15 protein-coding genes are annotated in these 21,499 nt (G+C 63.4%); 5 read left to right on the forward strand and 10 right to left on the reverse strand.

All coding sequences use genetic code 11. From position 1 onward, the window contains the following. From ABSF49_RS11125 to ABSF49_RS11140, 4 genes are all read right to left on the reverse strand, one after another. Positions 1-182 (reverse strand): beta/alpha barrel domain-containing protein (locus ABSF49_RS11125; protein ID WP_424112722.1); only part of this gene is annotated, 182 nt, incomplete at its 3' end. 423 nt (positions 183-605) lie between these two features. Next, positions 606-2,213, reverse strand: coding sequence for a UxaA family hydrolase (locus ABSF49_RS11130; protein WP_424112723.1), 1,608 nt, complete (start codon positions 2,211-2,213; stop codon positions 606-608). Between the two features lie 207 nt (positions 2,214-2,420). After that, positions 2,421-3,821 carry a glucuronate isomerase gene (gene uxaC / locus ABSF49_RS11135; protein WP_424112724.1) on the reverse strand — a complete coding sequence of 467 codons (1,401 nt, stop codon included), beginning with the start codon at positions 3,819-3,821 and terminating at the stop codon, positions 2,421-2,423. Between the two features lie 177 nt (positions 3,822-3,998). Then, positions 3,999-5,315: an MFS transporter gene (locus tag ABSF49_RS11140; RefSeq protein WP_424112725.1), complete on the reverse strand. Its 1,317-nt coding sequence runs from the start codon at positions 5,313-5,315 to the stop codon at positions 3,999-4,001. Positions 5,316-5,717: 402 nt separating this feature from the next. Between ABSF49_RS11140 and ABSF49_RS11145 the strand changes: the two genes are divergently transcribed. Continuing rightward, positions 5,718-7,259, forward strand: coding sequence for a mannitol dehydrogenase family protein (locus ABSF49_RS11145; RefSeq protein ID WP_424112726.1), 1,542 nt, complete (start codon positions 5,718-5,720; stop codon positions 7,257-7,259). Positions 7,260-7,277: 18 nt separating this feature from the next. Beyond that, on the forward strand, positions 7,278-8,468 hold the full coding sequence (gene uxuA, locus ABSF49_RS11150; protein ID WP_424112727.1) for a mannonate dehydratase: 1,191 nt from the start codon (positions 7,278-7,280) through the stop codon (positions 8,466-8,468). A gap of 416 nt (positions 8,469-8,884) precedes the next feature. On the opposite strand, the gene ABSF49_RS11155 is transcribed toward uxuA, so the two are convergent. From ABSF49_RS11155 to ABSF49_RS11180, 6 genes are all read right to left on the reverse strand, one after another. Beyond that, positions 8,885-10,762 carry a potassium transporter Kup gene (locus ABSF49_RS11155; RefSeq protein ID WP_424112728.1) on the reverse strand — a complete coding sequence of 626 codons (1,878 nt, stop codon included), beginning with the start codon at positions 10,760-10,762 and terminating at the stop codon, positions 8,885-8,887. Between the two features lie 247 nt (positions 10,763-11,009). Further along, positions 11,010-11,216 (reverse strand): hypothetical protein, encoded by a 207-nt coding sequence (locus ABSF49_RS11160; RefSeq protein ID WP_424112729.1) that lies wholly within the window; start codon positions 11,214-11,216, stop codon positions 11,010-11,012. 512 nt (positions 11,217-11,728) lie between these two features. Then, positions 11,729-12,847: an ABC transporter permease gene (locus ABSF49_RS11165; protein ID WP_424112730.1), complete on the reverse strand. Its 1,119-nt coding sequence runs from the start codon at positions 12,845-12,847 to the stop codon at positions 11,729-11,731. 5 nt (positions 12,848-12,852) lie between these two features. Further along, on the reverse strand, positions 12,853-13,866 hold the full coding sequence (locus tag ABSF49_RS11170; protein WP_424112731.1) for an ABC transporter permease: 1,014 nt from the start codon (positions 13,864-13,866) through the stop codon (positions 12,853-12,855). Between the two features lie 41 nt (positions 13,867-13,907). After that, on the reverse strand, positions 13,908-15,677 hold the full coding sequence (locus ABSF49_RS11175) for an ATP-binding cassette domain-containing protein (RefSeq protein WP_424112732.1): 1,770 nt from the start codon (positions 15,675-15,677) through the stop codon (positions 13,908-13,910). After that, the gene (locus tag ABSF49_RS11180) at positions 15,677-16,690 is read right to left on the reverse strand and encodes an HlyD family secretion protein (protein ID WP_424112733.1); all 1,014 of its coding nucleotides are present in this window, start codon (positions 16,688-16,690) and stop codon (positions 15,677-15,679) included. Before ABSF49_RS11180 ends, ABSF49_RS11175 begins: the two co-directional genes overlap by 1 nt. Positions 16,691-17,198: 508 nt before the next feature. On the opposite strand from ABSF49_RS11180, the gene ABSF49_RS11185 reads away from it, so the two are divergent. The 3 genes from ABSF49_RS11185 to ABSF49_RS11195 all read left to right on the forward strand — a co-directional run bounded on the left by ABSF49_RS11185 (position 17,199) and on the right by ABSF49_RS11195 (position 21,215). After that, a complete protein-coding gene (locus tag ABSF49_RS11185; protein WP_424112734.1) occupies positions 17,199-18,617 on the forward strand; it encodes a phospholipase D-like domain-containing protein in 1,419 nt (472 codons plus the stop codon). A 22-nt stretch (positions 18,618-18,639) separates the two neighbouring features. Beyond that, positions 18,640-19,362: an endonuclease/exonuclease/phosphatase family protein gene (locus ABSF49_RS11190; RefSeq protein ID WP_424112735.1), complete on the forward strand. Its 723-nt coding sequence runs from the start codon at positions 18,640-18,642 to the stop codon at positions 19,360-19,362. Between the two features lie 533 nt (positions 19,363-19,895). After that, positions 19,896-21,215, forward strand: coding sequence for a Spy/CpxP family protein refolding chaperone (locus tag ABSF49_RS11195; protein ID WP_424112736.1), 1,320 nt, complete (start codon positions 19,896-19,898; stop codon positions 21,213-21,215). Positions 21,216-21,499 lie beyond the last annotated feature (284 nt).

Raw genomic sequence — 21,499 nt, forward strand, 5'->3', positions numbered from 1 at the left:
GTCACCTCGAAGAACACATGCGCGGCGAACTCGCCGCGATTGGTGAACTCGATACATTTCGCGCCGCCATTGGCGCAGGCCTGGATGACCTTCTTACAAACCTCGACGTCGGGATGATAGAAAACCGGGATCACCCCCTGGTCGATCATCGCCGACAGAACCGCCATACGGTCGACTGACATTTCCGTTGTCTCCTCTGTGGTGTGAAAGCTTCCATGCAGAATGTCGGTTGGACCGAATCCGACCGCGACCGCCTCGGCGGCGATTTAGGCCCATAGGCCGAAGGTCATTGGTCCAAACGTCTGTCCGTTTTGAATGTGAGCGCTATCGCGAGCGCAACGGGTCTTCGGGAAGGCGCGTCTATGACACCCTTGCGCAGCAGCAGTGCGCCGTCGGCGCGACGACCGAGCCTGTGTTTCTGGCGAGGTCGTTGATGATCGAGCCTGCGGTGACCAGGCCGACCATCCACCAACGCATCCCTGTCAATTTCTTTTATGTTGCGTCCAACTTGCATGATGCGAACGGGCAGATTGAAGGCTTGGTCGCGACGAAGTTGTTGCACGATCCTATTTCTCGTCAGCGTGGCTTAGGGTCGGTCAGACCGATCAGAGGGAGATGTCCCGCTTCCAGAACATGAAGTCGTATTGCTGCAATTGAGCGGCCTTTGTGCGGTAGTCGCCAGAGGCGGTGTCGATAACCACATCCAGCAGTTCGTTTGCCAATTCATTTATCGACTTGCCTTCCAGCGCCGGGCCGCAGTCAAAGTCGATAATGTCGGACAGGCGGCGCGCGACGGCACTGTTGCTGGCGATCTTCAATACGGGCACGATGGGGTTCCCAGTCGGCGTACCCAAGCCGGTGGAAAACAAGACCATATTGGCTCCTGAGGCCACGATGGCCGTCACCGACTCCACGTCGTTGCCTGGCGTACACAACAGCGATAGTCCCGCGTCGCGAACCGGTTCGCCGTAGTCCAGCACCGAGACAATGGGCGAGGTTCCGCCTTTCTTGGCCGCGCCGGCGGACTTCATCGCGTCCGTGATTAGACCGTCGCGGATGTTGCCGGGGCTTGGGTTGTCGGCCAAGTGCGCGCCGACGGCCTCGGCCTTGGCCTCAAAATCGCGCATCAAGTTCAAGAAGCGTTGTTTGTCGCTATCATGGACGCAACGCTCGATCAGGTTGGCCTCTACGCCGCACAATTCAGGAAATTCAGCCAACAGCGAGGCGCCGCCCAACGCCACAACGATATCCGAAACCTGGCCAATCGTAGGGTTGGCGGTCAGGCCCGAGAATCCGTCGGAGCCGCCACATTTCACGCCGATTTTGAGGTTCGATAAGGGCACGGGTTGTCGCGTGACCTGATTGGCTTGGTTCAGCGCTTTCAGGGTGGCTTGCAGCGCGGCCTGCATCATGGCCTTTTCGCCGTCCCATCGCTGTTGCTCATAGATCAAACAGGGTTTGTAGAAGCTCGAATTTTGCGCTTTCAACGCATCTTCGAACATCGAAATCTGGGCGTTTTGGCAACCCAGGCTGAACACGGTGACGCCCGCCACATTGGGGTGATCGGCATAGGCCGCCAGGATTTTGCACAGCGCACGCGCGTCCGCACGAGTCCCGCCACAGCCGCCGGCATGGGTGATCATGCGGATCCCGTCCAAGTTTTCAAACGGGCGTCGAACCGCCTTAGGGACAGCAGCGCCATCGTTTAACAGAGAGCGGGCGAATGCAGCCAAATCTTCGTTGGCGTAACCCAATGGTCCTTCCAACGCATTGCGCAGCCGTTCGACGTTGCGGTTTTCGCAAAACACTAAAGGGAAGATCAGCCAATAGTTCGCCGTGCCCACGCGGCCATCGGAGCGAACGACTCCCTTGAAAGTCGCGTTTTGCCAGCGGCTCACGTCCGGCGGCGTCCACCGGTATGTTTTGGCGGCTACCTCAACCACCTCGGCGGCATAGTGTGTCAGGTTGTCGCTGGTGATGGCCTCGCCTTCGCGGATGGGCTGCGTAGCCCGGCCGACGGGAACGCCGTAGAGTTTGAGCAATTCACCTGCAGCAAAGTCTCGACGCGCGAATTTGTGCTTGCGTTGCACCGGGCTCGAAATCCGGTAGGGTTCTTGATCGCAATACACCACGGCGCCGACAGCCAAATCGTTTAGCGCGACCAGCATGTCGTCGTCGGGATGGATGCAGAGGACGTCTTGGTGCGCACTCATGAGTGCTGTTCCTGCGGTCCTGATGTGAGTCGCTTCGATGACGCGTAAGTCTTCAAGCCGACGAGCGCGGCGCGAAATTCCGATTTGTGAGAGCGACACCATCGGCCGAGCCGTTCAATTCTGGGCCGCCCCAGGCGAACCCGTGCGGTGTCAGATCGCAGCGTGACGCGCTGTCCTCCCTTTTGCCTCCCGGCTTAGTCGCTCAATTCAGAATCGATAGGCGGACTTTGTGAGGCTGTAGGCGAGGGCCCGCGCCCAGTCGCGCGCTTCGTCTTCATCGAGCTGATGCGTGGCGACGAGCTCGGCGAGGAACGCGCAGTCGACGCGCCGCGCCACGTCGTGGCGGCCTGGGATCGAGGGAAAGGCGCGCGTGTCGTCGTTGAAGCCGACGGTGTTGGCGAAACCCGCGGTCTCGGTCGTCAATTCGCGAAAGCGGCGCATGCCATTGACCGAATCGAGGAACCACCAGGGCGGACCCAACCGCAAAACGGGGTAGTGGCCGGCCAGAGGCGCGAGCTCGCGCGAATAGGCAGTCTCGTCGAGGGTGAAGAGAATGACCGTCAGGCTTTTCTCGTTGCCGAAGCGGTCGAGCAGCGGCTTCAGCGCGTGGACGTAGTCGGTCTGGATCGGAATGTCCGCGCCCTTGTCGCGGCCGAAGTGCGCGTAAAGCAGAGGATTGTGATTGCGCCAAGAACCGGGATGGATTTGCATCACCAGCCCGTCGTCCAGGCTCATCGCCGCCATTTCGGTCAACATTTGCGCCCGGAAGAGTTCGGCGTCCGCTCCCGAAGGGGCGTCGGCCATCACGCGGGCGAAGAGCGCCCGCGCTTCAGCGGGCGCAAGATTTGCAGTCGCCGCGCTCGGATGTCCATGGTCGGTCGCGGTCGCGCCGTGCGTCTTGAAAAAGGCGCGGCGCTTGCGATGTGCGGAAAGATAGCCGGACCACGTCGTCGCGTCTTCGCCGGCAATGGCGCCAAGACTGGCGACGTTGTCGCGAAAGCCGGGGAACGCCGGGTCGACGACCGAGTCCGGCCGGTAGGTGGTGACGACGCGCCCGCGCCAGCCAGAATCGCGAATGGCTTTGTGCCAGCGCAGATCATCCAGCGCGGTCTCGGTGGTGGCGATAACCTCGATGTTGAACTTTTCGAACAGCGCGCGCGGACTGAATTCGGGCCGCTGCAGCGCTTCGGCGATGACGTCGTAATGGCGATCGGCGTTCGCGGGCGACAAGAGCTCGGTGAGGCCGAACAAGCTCTCAAACGAATGATCGAGCCACAGCCGGGTCGGCGTGCCGGCGAAGAGACGGTAGTGCTTGGCGAAAAGCCGCCAAATGCGTCGCGGATCGGCTTCGACCGGGCCGCCGTCGACGCGCGGCACGCCAAGATCCTCCAACGCTACGCCTTGGCTGTAGAGCATGCGAAACACATAATGGTCCGGCGTCACGAAGAGTTGCGCCGGATCGGGGAACGGTTGGTTCTCCGCGAACCAGCGCGGATCGGTGTGCCCGTGCGGCGATAGGATCGGCAGATTGCGCACCTCCTGGAACAGGCGGCGGGCGATCGCGCGGGTCGTCGGTTCGGCGGGGAAAAGACGGTCATCGTTCATCATCGGCGTTTCCATTCGAATGGACCAGAACCGCCAGTGCGGCGCCTGCCTCCTGCGAAGTGTAGCTGCGCGGAGGGGCGCGAGTAGGTTCGGAAACTACTCAGACTTCGCTGCAGATGCGGGCGCGCAGGCGCTTGAGAGCCACCCCGATGCATCCGAACGGTGGGCGCGGTTCCTGGGTCAGACCTCAATGCCGGCGGGGGTCTTGCCCGACCCGGTCTTCGGCAGGATCAAATGCATGATGATCAGCCCAATCAGATATAACGATGATGCGATACCGAACAGGATCCGATAATTGCCGTTGGTCGCATCCAGCAGGCGTCCGACGCCCATCGACACGAACATGCTGACGATGTAGGCGCAGAATCCGCCGATCCCGACCACCGAGGCGACGGCGCTCTGTGGCATGGTGTCCGACACGATGGTGTAGACGTTGGCCGAGTAGCCCTGATGGGCCGACGCCGCCACACCGATCAGCAGGACCGCCAGCCATAAGTTGGTGACATCTGCAGCCAGGAAAACCGGCAAGACGCACAGGCCGCAGACCAGGAACGCGATCTTGCGGGCCCGCAGAGTCTTGACCCCTCGCTTGATGAGGTGGGACGACAGCCAGCCCCCGCCGACGCTGCCGATATCCGCCATGCAGTAGATGGCGACCAACGGCAGCATTGCGTCCATGAGATTGACGTCGAACCGCTTGGAGAGGAAGCCTGGAACCCAGTTGAGATAGAACCACCACACCGGCGCGCTGAGACAAGTGCCGGCGATGTTGGCCCAGGTTCCCCGATAGCCCAGCAGCTGGAGCCACGGAATACGCACTTGGTCGGTCACCGGATCGCTGCGAATATAGGCCAGCTCTGCAGCCGACAGTTTCGGATGCTCTTCCGGCTTCCGGTAGATCATGTGCCAGGCAATCACCCAGGCGAAGCCGATGGCGCCGGTGACCAGGAAAGCGACCCGCCAGCTCGCGAACAACAGGAGAAGCGGCACGATGATCGGCGCTGCGACCGCGCCGACATTGCTCCCCGCGTTGAAAATGCCGGTGGCGAGAGAGCGTTCCTTGACCGGAAACCACTCCGCTACGCTCTTGATGCAGGCTGGGAAGTTGCCGCCTTCAGCGAGGCCCAGGCCGCCGCGGACAAACTTGAAGCCGAGCACGCTGCTCATGGCGGCGTGCAGGCAGGCGAACACGCTCCACACAGCCACGGAGCAGGACAGGCCGAGCCTGACGCCGACCTTGTCCATCAGGCGGCCGACGCCGACGTAACCGAAGGCGTAGAACAGGGAAAACGTTGCGACGATGTCGCCGAAATCGGTCTCTGTCCAGTGCAGATCCCCCATCAAGGTTGGCTTCAGCAGTCCGATAACCTGCCGATCCAGGTAGTTGATGGTTGTAGCGAAAAACAGCAGAGCGCAGATTGTCCAACGGTAGTGGCCGATTTTCGTAACCACCTTACTAGCCAAGCCCGGCGCTACCGCAACAGTTCCGTCCGCCATTGCTGTTTTCCTCCCAAATCGCTCGTTGGCCCGCATCGACGTCAGCGAAGACGCCGAGAACGATCATTTGCCCACTGCGAGGCCGCCCTGAAGCTTCCTCCGACTAGCTGTCGGGATTTGCCAAAATCCAAAGAGAGACAGCATTTTATTGCATTGCTGCCACGTACCACGGCATGACCGCCGAGGGCAGATTCGGAAAGTACTCAGACCACGGCGGTTACAGAGTATCGGCGCCCGCGGTGTTGCAAGGCAGCAGACTTTGCCGCCTGGTTGACCGCTCGCGACAGATGGCCGCCACCGACAACAGATGAGGGCTGGCGGTCGGCCAGGCGACGTGAGACGTTCCAGGCGCCGATGGTGGACGCGCCAGGAGATCGGTCCTGGCAACAAAGGAGGCGTGACGTGAGTCCCTCGAGTCTTGCGTCTGCCGTTCCAGTCAAACGTTTGTCGCTGGCGACGCTGGCCGACCTGCCAACAGATGTCGCGCGACCGGCCTACGATCCGACCGGCGTCAGCCCCGGCATCGTCCATCTCGGCGTCGGCGCCTTCATGCGCGCCCATCTGGCGGTCTACACCGACGACATCCTCGCCGCCGGCGCCCACGACTGGGGTATCATTGGCGTCAACCCGCTCTCGTCGGCGACACGACTGGCGTTGACGCCTCAGGATGGCCTCTACACCGTAGCGCTGCGCGACGCCGCGGGGGATCGGCTGCGCGTCGTCGGCTCACTGCGCGAGGTGTTGACGGCGCCCGAAGATCCGGGGCTGGTTCTGGCTCGCATGACGGCGTCGGCGACCCGCATCGTCACCCTGACAGTCTCCGAGAAGGGCTACTGCCAGGATGCCGCCACCGGCGCCCTGGACGAGGCGCATCCCGCCATCGTCGCCGACCTGACTGGGGATGCTTTGCCGCGCAGCGTGCCCGGTCTGCTCACCGAGGCGATCCGCCGCCGTCGCGCCGCCGGGCTGAGGCCGTTCACCGTGCTGGTCTGCGACAACCTCTCGCAGAACGGCAGCAAGGCGCACGGCATCGTCACCCGCTTTGCCGCCCTGCGCGACCCTGAGCTCGCCCGCTTCGTCGCCGAGTCCGTCAGCTTCCCCAACACGATGGTCGACCGCATCACCCCGGCCACGCGCGACGAAGACCGCCAAAGCATTTCTGTCCGGCTCGGACTGGTCGATGCGTGGCCGGTGGTCTGCGAACCGTTCCGCCAATGGGTCATCGAGGACCGCTTCACCGCTGGGCGGCCGCGCTGGGAAGACGTCGGCGCAACTCTAGTGGACGACGTGCTGCCGTTTGAGATCATGAAACTGCGCTGTCTCAACGGCACGCATTCGGCGATGGCCTATATCGGCGTGGTGGCTGGTTTGGAGACGGTTGCGGCAGCCTTCGGCGATCCCGTCGTCGCCCGCTTCATCGCCCAGCTTTGGACCGAGGACCTAGCGCCGACGGTGCCTCCCATTCCTGGCGTCGACATCACGCGCTACACCGAGGAACTCGCCGGCCGCTACCGGAACCCGAATATCCGGCATCTGACCTTGCAGATCGCCTCGGACGGCTCGCAGAAGCTGTCGCCGCGGCTACTTGAGCCGGCCCTTGACCGTCTACGCGCGGGCGGTTCGGCGCGGCGGATCGCCTTCGCGGTCGCGGCCTGGATGCGCTTCGCCCTCGGCGTCGACGATCAGGGCTTGGCGTACGACATCAGGGATCCGCTGGCGGCCCAGCTGGTGCGCACCGGCCAAAGCTGCGGGCGCAACGCTGTGCGCCTAGCCGAGGCTTTGTTTGCCGTCACCGAGATCTTCAACCCCGAACTGCTCGCGCGGGAGGCGTTCCGCGCGCAGGTGGTGAAGGATCTCGACCAGATCCTGGCGGTCGGCATCAGACCGGCGCTGTCGGCGTGCACTCGCGACACATCTCCCCGGGGGGAGAGGCTAATATCCTGACAAGGGGACATCCCATCTATGCTCGAAACCTGGAGATGGTTTGGCCCCGATGACCCGGTGACGCTTGAAAACGCGCGTCAGGCCGGCGCCACCGGCATCGTCACCGCCCTGCATCATCTGAACCAGGGCGGCGTATGGACGGAAGCCGAGGTGGCGAAGCGGCGGGCCGAAGTGGAGGCCGCTGGGCTCAACTGGGCGGTGGTCGAAAGCATCGGCGTCGGGGAGGAAATCAAGACCCGCTCCGGCGACTTCCGGCGCAAGATCGACAACTACAAGCAGTCGATCCGCAACGTCGCGCGCGCCGGGGTGAAAACCATCTGTTACAACTTCATGGTCATCACCGACTGGACCCGCACCGAGCTGGCGTGGAAGCTGCCCAGCGGCGGGTACGCGCTGCGGTTCGATGCGGTCGATTTCGCGGCCTACGACTTGTTCGTGCTGCGCCGCAACGGGGCCGCAGCGGACTATACACCCGCCCGCATCGCTGCGGCCGAGGCCCGCTTCAAGGCAAACTCGCCTGAGCAGATGGAGAAGCTGGAGAAGGTCCTGATCGACTGGTTGCCGGCGCGCGACTTCGCCTACGACCGCGCTGGTTTTCGCAAGATGTGCGAAGCCTACAAAGACATCACGCCTGCTGACCTGCGCGCCAACCTGATCGAATTCCTGCGCGAGATCACCCCGGTGGCGGAGGAGGAAGGCGCACGGCTAGCCATCCACGCCGACGATCCGGCCTTCCCGCTGTTCGGGTTGCCGCGGGTGATGTCCACCGCCGCGGATGTGCGCGCGATCTTCGAAGCCGTGCCAAGCCAAGCCTGCGGGCTGACGCTCTGCACCGGCTCGTTCGGCTCCAATGCCAAAAACGACTTGGTCGCGATGGCGGAGGAGTTCGCCCCACGCATCCATTTCGTCCATCTGCGCAACACCACGCACGAAGCCGACGGCTCATTTTACGAGGCGGCGCATCTTGACGGCGACACCGACCTGATCGGCGTGGCCGCCGTGATCATGCGCGAGGAGGAGCGGCGGACAGCCGAGGGGCGGCCGGACGCGCAAATCCCGATGCGGCCTGACCACGGTCATTTGCTGCTGGACGACATTGGCAAGCAGGTCAACCCTGGCTACTCCTGCATCGGGCGGCTCAAGGGGCTGGCGGAACTGCGTGGCGTTATGCGCACCATCGAGGCCTTCCGCACCGGGCGAATTCACTGAAGTCAGTCCCTGGGAAGGGTCGGCGCCGCGGGTGTTCGCAGTATGAGGTTTTGGGAGTTCGTTTGGCGCCGCCAAAGCCGCAACCGCTGTCGCCACGTAGCTGATCGCAACCGACACGTCGTCCGTCAATGCCCCCTGGGCGACTGCCAGGCGCTTACGTAGAAGGCGCCGCGATTGCGTGGGCCACATGTTACAGGCTCGTACGGCCACGTCGATCGGCAGAGAAATGTCGTGCCGCCTCGACGATCGCTCGTCGTCTTTCTCCGATCCCGCGACGGTCACGACGGCGCCGAAAGATGATCCGCCGCGGTGGTGAAAACGAGCGCTGGCGTCGCCTGAAAGGATCTGAGATGACGATCGAAATAGAGATCTCAGGTACGCTTGTGCGCGTTCCGAGCTTGCAGCTCGACCACACGTCAAATCGAAATACGTCTGCCGATTTCGACGACATGCTCATTTGGAAGTTTCAGGTAGTCGCTGATGGCTGCCGCGTTGCGGGCCATCGCCGCGAAGAGCGCCTCCTCCCAACGCGGAATGCCCAGCCTATCGTCGCGCGACAAAATCGTCTCTCCGCCAACGTAATAGGTAACGTCGTCGACATCGACCTCGCAGCCACGAGATCTGCATTCAGCGAGCGCGGCCGGGACGTCGGGATGCTCCATAAAACCGTATCGCAATTCGGCACGCCAGAGTCTTGGCGCTTCGCGAGCGAGGGTCAGCCTGTCTTGGCGTTCGACGCGAGGCGTCGAAGCAACGGTGAGCGTGAGGATCAGCACAAAATTGTGCAACGAACGATTTTGTCGAACGTGCCAATCCATGACGGGCGGAACGCCGTGTTTTGAGCGAGTGAGGAATACGGCCGTGCCGGGCACCCGCGCGATATTGTGGGACTGCAGTTCCGCAATAAATGCTTCGATCGGCGTTAGCGACGTCTCAATCCGGCGCTGCACCGACATAGCGCCGCGGTGCCAGACTAGCATCACGCCATAAACCGCGAGCGCAAGCAGCAGCGGCACATAACCGCCTTCAAGTATCTTGCTGAGATTTGCGGCGAAGAAGGCCCCGTCGACTACGAGGAATCCCGCTGCGGCTGCGCCCGCTGCAATCACATTCCAGCGCCAGACCTCGCGCATTGCGATGAACAGGAGGACCGAAGTGATCAGCATGGTCAGCGATACCGCAATGCCATAAGCTGCAGCAAGATTGTCGGATCTGCGGAAGCCGAGCGCCAGCGCGACCGTTACGATCATGAGCAGCCAATTGACCGCCCCCACGTAGATTTGCCCGTACCCCTCTGCGGACGTCTGTTTGATTGTGAGGCGAGGGAGCCAACCGAGCTGTATCGCTTGCCTCGTCATCGAAAACGCTCCGGTGATGATCGACTGGCTGGCGATGATCGTCGCGAACGTTGCGAGGATGACCAGTGGCGTGACCAGCGGAGCGGGGCAGAGGCGATAGAAGATGTTGCCGTCGGTCGGTGCGCCGTCGAGAACGAGCGCAGCCTGACCGGCATAGTTGAGGATAAGGCTCGGAAAGACGAGCCCCGTCCAAGCGAATCGAATCGGCTTCGCTCCGAAGTGGCCCATATCGGCGTAAAGCGCCTCTGCGCCTGTCACGCAGAGAAAGACGCCGCCAAGCACGAGGAAACTCGTCACACCGCCCGAGAAGAGATAGTGGAGGCCATAAAGCGGGTTGAGCGCCGCAAACACGCCTGGGTGGCGAATCGCGCCGGCGAGTCCCAGCAGCGCAATGGTCAGGAACCAAACGAGCATGACTGGACCAAAGGCGTTGCCAATGCGCGCGGCGCCTTGCGGCTGGAGTGCGAACAAGCAGACCAGAATTGCGACTGTGAGCGGCAGTTCATAGGTCGCAAGCGTCGGGGTCGCCTGCTCCATGCCTTCGAGCGCCGAAAGCACGGAGATCGCCGGAGTTATCGCGCCATCGCCATAAATGAGCGCCGCGCCGAACAAACCGACCGCGACGATGATCGGGCGACGCTGCTTTTTCGCTCCGAGCAAGGTCATAATTGCGATGATGCCGCCTTCGCCGTCGTTGCTGATGCGCATCGCGAAGTTGACATATTTGACGCTAGTGATGAGGAACAACGTCCACAGAATCAGAGAAAGGCATCCCAGGACAGCTGAGGCGTCCGGGTTGTGGCCAGTCAGTTTGAGCACTGTCTTGAATGTGTAGAGCGGACTCGTGCCGATGTCGCCGAAGACGATACCCAGCGCGGCCACACTCATAGAAACCGGATGAGTCCCGGAGGCGGTGTTCGAACCGGATTGCGGCATCGCCGATCAGGGCCTCCGTTGAGCATCGCTGCGACACGGGAGGGGTCTCTCAGCGATGGATGGCGACGAAGCCGGTCATTCCGCATGCCCTATCGACGCGATGCTTGTTGAAAGAGTTGCGGTACGTCCCTTCTGCCCATCCGGGGCGGGCCATGCTTGCCGCCCGACGAACGCAGCTTCCTCGCCCCTCGCGACGCGCACGATTTTGGCCGCGTCGTCGATGACGTCAGCGAGGCGCCACTCGTCATTAGGCCCACGGGGCATCGATATTTTCGTAGGCCGCAACAAGGGCGTCAATCTTGGAGAGAACGTTCTGATGGAACCGCCGCTGTCGCTCGGTCAGGTCGATGCCGTTTCGGGTGATAATCGCGCCCTTCTCGATTTCGTCGAGAGCGGCGACCGTTGCCGCCCTTTCTTCACGCAGTGCGGCGATCCTGTCATAGTACACGCCCATGCCAATCCTCATACATTGCGGCAGGCATTCTGCACGACGGGGGTGCGGCGTGGGAGCCTGTCGATCCGATTCGCCTCGTAATTGGGAAACGACCCATGGCCTCCGCAGTCTCGTATTGCGGCGAATACTCGGCGAGAATCGGAATCTACTCACGAGGCCCGGTTGCGTATGCCGTCAGCCACAATGTTCGCCGCCGCCTCCTCGACGAATGCGGCGCGGCCGGAAAAGCTGAAGCAAGGCGGCAATATCGCGCGGATCAAGCGTCAAGGCGTGAGGCGGCTCCACATGCTGAGCCCACTCAAGCCAACATCGCCAGAGGGTTTGCGCGCCGTCCGGCGCTCGGACCCTAAGCCTGCTTGCAACCATCTTCCGACCCGGCAATTCCGCCCATGGCCGGATCGTTGTCGAGAATGGACGCGTGCGCATCGGGCTGACCGCCAAGACCGACCGCGACGCGGTCGGCAACGAGGCTAAGACGACGAGAGGGGGCAGGGGCGCTCGCGCGGGAAGTCTCACTCGGTCCGATTTCTGAACATCCACGCCGCGCCTGTCAGCGTCACCGCGGCGATGATCGCCATCGGCCAGAGATCGGGGACCAGCTGATCGATCCCCGCCCCTTGCAGATAGACGCGGTGGACGAGGTCGATCGCATAGCGGAGTGGGTTGATCAGGGTGAAGTCCTGCAAGACCTGCGGCATGCTGCTGATCGGCGTGGTCAGACCCGAAAGCAGCGTGAACGGCATGATCGTGACGAAGGCGTAGAGCATCGCCTGCTGCATGGTCGCCGCGATCGACGAGACGAACAGGCCGATTCCCACCGCCGCCAGCAGGAACAGGATCAGCCCGACATAGAGTGTGGGGTAAGATCCGGCGAAGGGAATGCGGAACCAGAGCTGTGCGACCAGAAGCGCGCTGGTCGCCTGCACCGTGCCGATCATCATGGCGGGAATCGCCTTGCCGACCATGATCTCCACCGGGCGGAAGGGGGTGACTAGGAGCTGGTCGAAGGTGCCCTCTTCCCGCTCTCGCGCCACGGCCAAGGCCGACAGCATCAGGGTCGACATCAGTGTGAGGGTCCCGACCAGGGCCGGGATCAAGTTCCAGCGGGTTTCAAGGTTGGGGCTGTACCAGGCGCGCATAATAACCTGGATCGGGGGTTGCGGCAGGCCGTGGTCGCTTCGCCAATCGACGTTGAACGACTCGACCGCGCTGCCGACATAGCCCAGCGCGGCGTCGGCGGTGTTGGAGTTGCGGCCGTCGGCGATCACCTGCACGGCGGCCTGCTGGCCGGCCGACAGCTGGCGCTGGAAGTCGGGGTCGATCTGAATCGCGATGAGCGCTTTCTGGTTGTCGATCAGCGGCTTCATTTGTGCGGTCTGAGTCAGATTGGCGACGCGATGGAACAGGCCGGAGCCGTCGAGCTTCGCCAGCAGGGCCGAGGAGGCCGTAGTCAGGTCGCGGTCAAGCACCGCGTAGGGAACATTGTTCACGTCCAGCGTGGCGGCGTAGCCGAACAACAGGCACTGCAGCACTGGCTGAAGCAGCAACATGTTGCGGGTGCGGGCGTCTTGCAGGACCGCCAGAACTTCCTTGCGGATCAACGCGAAAATACGGCGAAGGGAGGCCAACATCCCATTCACCCGAGCGACTTGCGCGTCGCTCGGCGGGCGAGCGTCAACAGAACGATTGCAGCGCCGGCAAGGATGGCGGCGTTCAGCCAGATCACGCTCCAGACGTCGCCGACCAGGAACAGCGTCTGCAGCAGGCTGACAAAATAGCGGGCCGGCACCAGGTAGCTGATTGCCTGAACCGCCAGTGGAACGCTGCGCAGGTCATAAATGAAGCCCGAAAGCATAAGCGCCGGCATGAAGGTGACGACCAGCGTGACCTGGCTGGATAGAAACTGGCTTTTCAGGCTCGAGGAGATCAAAAGACCCATCGCGACCGAGACCAAGAGATAGACCATTCCCAGAAGGATGTAGGGGACCGTCTTTCCAAGCAGGATTTCGTCGGTTCGCACGGGCGTAACGAACAGAGCCTCGAACGTCCCGCGCTCCCACTCCCGAGCGACCACCATGGAAGTCATGAAGGCGCCGATTAAGGTGATGACCAGCACGATCAGACCGGGCACCAGGAAATAGCGGCTGTCGTTGGCGCTGTTGAACCAGAGCCGGCTTTCGACCACCGCCTGACCCCCGGCGCTGTTGTCGTTCTGGCCTTCGGCGGCGAGCCTCGCGCCCGACTGAGCGACCGCGGCCTCGGCGTAGGCCTCGACGATGCGGGCGGTGTTGCCGTCGATGCCGTTGACCAGAACCTGGACGGTAGCGTCGCCCTGCGCCGATCGGCGCGCGAAGTCCGCCGGCACCCGGACGATGCCTTCGACCGTGTTCGACAGCATCAGCTCCTGGGCCTCGGCCATCGACCTGGTCACGCGGGTCTCAAAATAAGAGGAGAGCTGAAAGCTGGCGGCGATCTCGCCGGCCTGGGAAGACGGATCCTCGAGCACCACGGCGATCGGAACATTCTTGACGTCGAGTGACAGGGCGTAGCCGAACAGCAGGATCAACATCAGCGGCAGGACGACGCCGATGGCGACGCTCGAGGGATCACGGACGACCTGCCGTAACTCCTTGCGGATCAGCGCCGCCACGCGCCTAGCCTTGGCGGCGAGGCGCGAGGACGGGTGGCCGATCATGCCGCTCGCTCCTGCGGCGCGTTGGCCCGCGCGGCCTCGATCACCGTGATGAAGGCGTCCTCCATCGTCGGCTGTGCATTGGCGGCCGTCACGCCCCGTGCGCGGATCTCAGAGGGCGAGCCTTGGGCGAGGATGCGGCCTGAATCGAGGATGGCGATCCGATCGCAATATTCAGCCTCGACCATGAAATGGGTGGTTACGATCACAGTCACGCCCTGTTGCGCCAAAGCGGTGATCCGCTGCCAAAACTCACGGCGCGCCAAGGGATCTGCCCCGCTGGTCGCTTCATCCAGGAATAGGATGTCCGGCTCGTGGAGCAGGGCGGCGGCCGTCGCCAGACGCTGCTTGTAGCCGCCCGGAAGCAGCCCGCTGAGCTGACCGGCGACGGGGCCGAGTTCGAACTGAGCCATCGCCCAGTCGATCCGCTGGCGACGCCTCAGGCCGTGCAGGCCGTAGGCGCTGGCGAAGAAATCAAGGTTCTCGGTGACCGAGAGCTGGGCGTAGAGCGAGAACTTCTGCGCCACATACCCGATCTTCTGGCGCACCGAGACGGGACTGCGCCGCAGGTCGGCGCCGCCGATCTTAAGATCCCCGCTGGTGGCGTTCAGCAGCCCGCAAAGCATGCGGAAGGTCGTGGTCTTGCCGGCGCCGTTAGGTCCCAGAAGTCCAAAGATCTCACCGCGCCGCACTTCGAAGCTGACGTGGTCGACGGCGACGAAGTCGCCGAAGCGTTTGAGCAGATCGTTGACCTGAACCACCGTGTCATTTCTGTCGCCGGCCGGCGGATGGTCGAGCTTCATGTCGGTGGCCAAGTTTCCGCTTCCCGCCCGATCAGCGGTTGGCTGCAGCAGCATCATGAATCCGTCTTCAAACCGCGCCGGCGTCGGCAGTGGGCGGAGCCCCGCAAGCGCGCCCGAGCCGCCCTTGCGGCGCACGACCCGGACAAGACCCGCTTCCGGCGAGGCGTCGACCACGCCTGGCTCGCCCAGCACGCGCGCCTGCAATTCGCGCGGGGCCTGATCCTCTGTGGGTTTGACTGTGAAGGCGCGGCCTTCCGCCAGCTCGATGACGTTCGATGGCGGCCCGTCGGACAGCACCTTGCCCCGATGCAGGACCACCACATGATCGCAGCGCGCGGCTTCGTCCAGATAGGAAGTGCTGAGCAGCACCGGCACACCCTCGTCGCGCACCAGGCCGTTGATGATGCCCCAGAGTTCGCGCCGCGAGAGGGGATCGACGCCGACGGTGGGCTCGTCCAGCAGGAGCAGATCGGGCGAACGCACCAGGGTGCAGGCGAGCCCGAGTTTTTGTTTCATGCCCCCTGACAGTTTGCCTGCCAGCCGTCGGGTGAAAGGACCAAGCGCAGTCATCTCCATTAGTTTTGGATATCGGCCCCGCCGATCAGCCGCTGAAACGCCGTGCAAGTCCGCATAGAGGTCGAGGTTCTCCTGAACGCTGAGGTCGTCGTAGAGACCGAACCGCTGGGGCATGTAGCCGATGCGGTCCTGGATCGCTTGCGGGTTGGCTTTGACGTCAACGCCAAGGACTGTCAGCTCTCCCTCATCGGCGCTCATCAGGCCGGCCATGAGCCGGATTAGGGTGGTCTTGCCGGCGCCGTCCGGTCCGACCAGCGCGGTCAAGGTTCCGCGCGCTGTTTCGAATGAGACATCGTCAAGGGCCCGGATGATCGTCTTGGCTTGGCCGCGAAAAAACTTGCGCAGGCCCCGTCCGATGATCACCGGGCCATTGGCGAGCGGGTCCGTCATCACCCGTGTCCCGCCGCATTCGCCGTGGCTGCGAGTGGCAGATGCACCGTCGTCGGCATGCCCTGGCGAAGATCGTCGTCGGGATCCTTTACGAACACACGGATCTCGTAGACCAGGCTGGTTCGCAGATCCGTCGTCTGAACCGTCTTCGGCGTGAACTCGGCCACAGGCGAAATGAAACCTACCCAGCCCTCGAAGCCGCGATTGGGGAAGGCGTCAGCGGTCACGACCGCCTTCATGCCGGGATGCACGTGTCCAAGGTCGGTTTCGGTGACGTAGGCGCGCACCCATTTCGGATCGTTGATTGCGAGCGAAAAGGCGGCCTTCTGGGGCGTGACGATCTCGCCCGGCTCGACCAACCGCGAGCGGACCACCCCATTCATGGGTGCGATCAGCTGGGCGTCGGCCAGCTCCAATTGAACCAGCGTGTACTGGGCGCGATAACCGTCGAGCAAAGCCTCGGCCTGGGCGATATCCTCCCAGCGCGGACCGACGAGTTGTAGGCGCAGGGCCTGTTTGTTGACCTCCAGTCGGGCGGCGGCGGACTCAGTGGCTTGTCTTGCATTGTCCAGATCTTGACGGCTGCCCGCGGCGCTTTGGCTCAGCGTCATCGCCCGATCGAAATTCGTGCGCGTAGCGTCGACGTCGGCTTGAGTCTGGGCGACATTGGCTCTGGCCTGGGCAATCTCTTCAGGCCGCGAGCCGGAATGTAATTTATCGACTGCCTGTAGTTGCGCTGCCACTTGAGCGGCCGCTTGGGCGGCCTGGGCGTTCAGCCGACCCGTATCGAGCCGCGCCAGCACCTGACCCGTGACGACCCGGTCGCCTTCATTAACCAGCACCGCCTCGATCCGCTCGGAATCGTTGAACGGCAGTTCCACCTCCCGAAGGTCAATGTTCCCGTAGAGAGTGATTTCGGTCGCCGCTTTGGGTTGAAAGACCATCCATAAGCCCAGAGCGACGACGGCTCCCAGCCCGATCACTGCCGCTGCGATGAAGAGAGTTCGTTTCATGGGCGCCTGTCGCTGATCAGCCGCGTGTGAATCGGATCAGGAATTTGACCCTGCCGACCACAGGCAACTCAATGCGTTGTCGCGCTGATCGGCATCCGGACCCGATACCGAATGACAACCGGGCCAGGGGTCAACGCGTTGGGCCGATTCACAAATCGGAATTTGCTGACGCGGCCTCTTCAAGCCGCTCCACGTCCCCGCGGCACAGAGAAAGCGGGCGGTCGCTACGGGCGACCGCCCACGAGCGAGAGCCAGTCTGGTCGGGGGAGAGAAGACCGGCGCTCGGCACAACCAGGAATCAGGCAAATCAGGCTCGAACGATAGGCTCGGAATCTACGCACTGTGGCGATTGCCCAGATGTCCCTGCCGCCAACGCGCAAATTTGTGACACAGTAAGATTTGGAGTCATTGTCGGCTGATCCAAAAGTCGACGTTCACATTGCAAAGGCGTGCGAATTCTGGAACAGCGCGCCGGAGATTGCGATACCTGAGGGCTGGATTGGAATATTTGGTCGTCCCATCGGCATGGCTTGCAAGTCGATCGTTCGTTGCTGCGGTGGTCCATGTCCTGATCGCCGTCGCCGTCACCGTTCACACACTGATCAACAAGCGCGACGTCCCCGCCGCCATCGGGTGGATCGGAATGGCGTGGCTCGCGCCTGTCGTCGGCGCGCTCCTGTATCTCGGCTTTGGGATTAGTCGCGTAAAGCGCCGCGCGCGGCGATTGAAGGGATCGCTTCGGAATGTCGATCCCCACAAGGCGAGTGGCGTGGCGCTCGCCGATCCGATCGAGCGTCTCAAGATTGCGATCACCAAGATCACCAGCCAGGGCATCTCGACCGGCAAGGTAGCCGCGGTGCTCGCCTGCGGAGACGAGGCCTACCCGCGAATGCTCGCCGCCATTGAGGGGGCGAAAGTGAGCATCGCTCTCTCCACTTACATCTTCCGCACCGACACCCTTGGACTGCAATTCGTCGACGCTTTGGCTAAGGCGCACCGCAGAGGCGTGGCGACTCGCGTTCTGATCGACGGTTTCGGCGGAGGTTTCGTGCGCTCTTCCGCCTATCGTCACCTGCGCAGACAGGGCGTTCCCGTCGCGCGCTTCCTCCATTCGACGCTGCCTTGGCAGATGCCGTTCCTGGACTTGCGTCTGCACAAGAAGAGCCTGATTGTCGACGGGGCCTCAGCTTTCGTCGGCGGTCTCAATATCGGCGCGGAGAACCTGCTCCAATCACAGCCGAAGGCGCCGGTCCGCGACTTGCACTTTCTCGTTCAGGGCGCGGTCGTGCGGCAAATCGCGCAACAATTCGAGGACGACTGGTCCTTCACGACGGGTGACGCCCAGACCGAGTCGAATCCCTCGCCCGACGCAGCCTCGGGCGAAAACAGCGCTGCACGCGCAATTGCGGCGGGTCCGGACCAAGAGGTCGATCAGTTGGTTCTGGTCCTGTTGTCGGCGATCAATTCGGCGCAGCAGTCGATCCGGATCGCGACGCCGTATTTTGTGCCCGAGGAGCAATTGGTGACCGCGCTGCAACTGGCGGCCTTACGCGGAGTGGACGTCCAGCTCGTTCTGCCGGCGGCGAACAATCATCGGCTCGTCGCCTGGGCGGTCAGAACGCATGTCAGGCCCTTGCTGCAATCCGGTTGCCGTCTCTGGCGCGCTCCGCCGCCATTCGACCATTCGAAGTTGATGACCATCGACGGCAAGTGGAGTCTCATCGGCAGCGCCAACTGGGACATGCGCAGCCTCAGGCTCAATTTCGAGCTGACGCTCGAGACCTACGATCCCGATTTCGCTAGCCGGTTGAGCGCGATCATTGACACACGCCGCACGCGGCCCATCACTTTGGCGGAAATCGACGGTCGCTGGTTCGTCGTCAAGCTTCGCGACGCTGCGGCGCGGTTGACGATGCCCTATATATGACAGAGTCCGAACTGAGGTCATGATGAAGGTTGCATCCTACAATATCCATAAGTGCAGGGGCGCGGACCGTAGCGTCAGGCCGGACCGGATCGTCGAGGTCATCGGCGAGATCGGCGCCGACGTCATCGCCCTTCAGGAGGTCGATCGTCGCTTCGGCCAGAAAGGCGGCCTGCTCGATCCAGACGCGATCTCGCGCCAAACGGGAATGCAACTCCTCATGCAATCCGACGCGCCGCATCGCCACGGCTGGCGCGGCAACGCCTTGCTCGTGCGCGGAGAGCCGCAGGCCTACCGTCGCTCGCGCCTCAAATTGCCCGGACTGGAGCCGCGCGGCGCGATCGTCGCCGAGATGGACCTCGGCGAGGGGGAGTTCCGCATCATCGCCGCTCATCTCGGGCTGTTTCGTCTCTCCCGCGTCGATCAGGCTGGCGCGCTCTTGGCGGCGTTCATGGACCTGCCGCCGATGCCGACCGTGCTGCTCGGCGACTTCAACGAGTGGCGCCGTCGCCGTCGTTCGTCGCTCGACGTACTCGAGCCGACCTTCGGCGCCGCTCCGTCGATCCTGAGTTTTCCCGCGCGGAGACCGATTTTCGCGCTGGATCGCATCCTCGGCTGGCCGAGCAGTCTGATCGACGATCTCGCCGTTCACGACACGCCGCTCGCCCGACAAGCCTCCGATCATCTTCCGTTGGTCGCGACGGCGAACATGGAATTGGCGAACTTACAGACGCCGCTCGCGGCTTGAGTCGAATGGTCGTCGAATGCCGCGCCGATCTGAGTGCGCGGCGCCGTCAAAGAGTTTGCGAGTCAAGAACGCTGCAATTCGCTTTCTGGCTATGGATTTGTGTCCAACTAGGCCCCTGCTGAGAGACTCGCCAATCACCTGGGGACACGCCTAAATCTTGCGTTCAATGAGGGCGCCTACGAGAAGCGAACTGGGACCCTATTGAAGCCGAGTGAAGCGGCTCCATACGCCGACCCCGCTTGAGCCGACATCGCCAGAGGCTTAGCGCGCCGATCGGCGCTCGGACCTCACGCCCGTTTGCGGTGGATCTAAACGCATCTGGAGCCGCTTAGCGACTCCGCACGCAAACACTTTCCCGCACCGAAGCAGGTGGCCATCCGAGAGCTGCCGGCTAAGTAGATTCCGATTCTATCGCGTCGAGGCGCGACGATTCAGATTGTCCAGCCTGCGGCAATACCGAGCGATCCAGGCAACGGGGTTTGCTTGAGCCCTCGCGGTTCGCTCCGCATTCGCCATCAGAAAGGGTGGATGACATGTTGAGCAAACTCGCCGTCGCCGCCGCTGCGGCCATCGTCGCCAGCGCCAGTCTCGCCGTCAATTTCGCCGCTGCGGAAACCGTCCGTCCGGCCGGCGGCGGTGGGGGAGGCTCAGGGCATTCCGCGTCGCACGCTTTCGGCGGGCGTGGTTTCGCTGGGCCACGCTCCTTCCGTTCAGGCGGCTTTGCCGGCCGCTTCGGCGCCGGGCGGTTCGCGCTCGGGCGCTCCTTCGGCGGCGCCCTGCTGGGACATCCGACGGCGCGAGTCGCCGCATTCAGCCGCCCCGGCGCGGGAACGCCCTTCGCCGCGGGGCAGCCTTATCACCATGGCGCGTATGGTTGGCAAGGCTACCATCGCGGCTATGTCGGCTGGGGCGGGCCGGTGTTCTGGCCTTACGCCTATGACGACGAGTTCGATTACGCGTTCTCGCCCTATGGACCCTACAATGGCCTGTTCTGGTCCTACGGCTACGACGACCTGTTCGCCGGCATCCTGCTGCCTTACGCCTACGCTCTCCTCGAAGGCGGCTACGCCCCGGCGCGATCCCAATCGGCGCCGGCCCCGCAGTCCGGCGCGGCGCCGTCCGCCGGCGCGCCTCCGCTGCAATCGACGTCGCAATTGTGCGGCTCGGCCCAATCGCTCGCCGGCGGCGCGGCGATCGACCCGATCGCCAAGGCGGTCCAGCCCAATGCGGACCAGAGCGCCAAGCTCGAGGCGCTCAAGAGCGCCGAAGCCGACGCCGGAAAGACGCTCGCCGCTTCCTGCGCCGCCGTGACGCCGACGACGGCGGTCGGACGGCTCGACGCCGTGCAGACGCGGCTGCAAGCGATGATCACCGCTGCCGCGGCCGTCGGCGGCCCGCTCGACGACTTCTACGCTTCCTTGACCGACGAGCAGAAGGCCGCTTTCAACGCGCTCGGCCAGAACGGAACGCCGGCGGATACCGCCGCCGGGGCGGATTTCGCGCAATTGTGCGGCCCGCAGAACGCCGTCCCGGTCATCGCCGTCGACAAGATCGACAGCGCCGTGCACCCTAACGCCGCGCAGCGCACTTCGCTCGCCGCGCTGACCGCCGCCGCGGGGAAGGCCGACGACGCGATCCTCGCGTCCTGCCCGAAGCAGGCGCCGCTGACGCCGGACGGGCGGCTCGACGCGGTCAAGGCGCGGCTGCAGGCGATGTCGAGCGGCGTCGATTTCGTCAAGCCGCCGCTGCAGGACTTCTACGCTTCGCTGAGCGACGCGCAAAAAGTCAGCTTCGACACGCTGACTCAGCCGCCGGCGCCGAGCGAGCAGAGCGCCAAGACGCCGGGCGCGTAGGCGCGCGCGCCGCGTCGACCGTCGTCGCGGCGCGATATCGCAGTGAATCTGACTCACGTTCTGGCGCCGGCGCGCCAGCCTTCTCTTCTGCTCCGGCCGCCATCCGCCACGAAGAAGAACAAGCTGTGTCGCGCTCGATCTTTGGAGGTCTCGACTGGGGGCCCCGCGCAATCGAAATGTCGAAGCAGAGGATTCGTTTCTAGGTGGGGTCGAGGCAACCTCGACGCTAAGCGGCCTACGCGATCATGACGGCGCTTGCGTTCACGTCGGTGGGGCGCTGCTCG

Origin of the sequence: Roseiarcus sp. (assembly GCF_049514155.1) — a bacterium.
Lineage (GTDB): Bacteria > Pseudomonadota > Alphaproteobacteria > Rhizobiales > Beijerinckiaceae > Roseiarcus.

Excerpts from the sequence above, each read along its gene's own strand:
- ABSF49_RS11130 (WP_424112723.1), bottom strand. The coding sequence starts at position 2,213 with ATGAGTGCGCACCAAGACGTCCTCTGCATCCATCCCGACGACGACATG.
- uxaC (WP_424112724.1), bottom strand. The coding sequence starts at position 3,821 with ATGATGAACGATGACCGTCTTTTCCCCGCCGAACCGACGACCCGCGCG.
- ABSF49_RS11140 (WP_424112725.1), bottom strand. The coding sequence starts at position 5,315 with ATGGCGGACGGAACTGTTGCGGTAGCGCCGGGCTTGGCTAGTAAGGTG.
- uxuA (WP_424112727.1), top strand. The coding sequence starts at position 7,278 with ATGCTCGAAACCTGGAGATGGTTTGGCCCCGATGACCCGGTGACGCTT.
- ABSF49_RS11155 (WP_424112728.1), bottom strand. The coding sequence starts at position 10,762 with ATGCCGCAATCCGGTTCGAACACCGCCTCCGGGACTCATCCGGTTTCT.
- ABSF49_RS11160 (WP_424112729.1), bottom strand. The coding sequence starts at position 11,216 with ATGGGCGTGTACTATGACAGGATCGCCGCACTGCGTGAAGAAAGGGCG.
- ABSF49_RS11165 (WP_424112730.1), bottom strand. The coding sequence starts at position 12,847 with ATGTTGGCCTCCCTTCGCCGTATTTTCGCGTTGATCCGCAAGGAAGTT.
- ABSF49_RS11175 (WP_424112732.1), bottom strand. The coding sequence starts at position 15,677 with ATGACGGACCCGCTCGCCAATGGCCCGGTGATCATCGGACGGGGCCTG.
- ABSF49_RS11180 (WP_424112733.1), bottom strand. The coding sequence starts at position 16,690 with ATGAAACGAACTCTCTTCATCGCAGCGGCAGTGATCGGGCTGGGAGCC.
- ABSF49_RS11190 (WP_424112735.1), top strand. The coding sequence starts at position 18,640 with ATGAAGGTTGCATCCTACAATATCCATAAGTGCAGGGGCGCGGACCGT.
- ABSF49_RS11195 (WP_424112736.1), top strand. The coding sequence starts at position 19,896 with ATGTTGAGCAAACTCGCCGTCGCCGCCGCTGCGGCCATCGTCGCCAGC.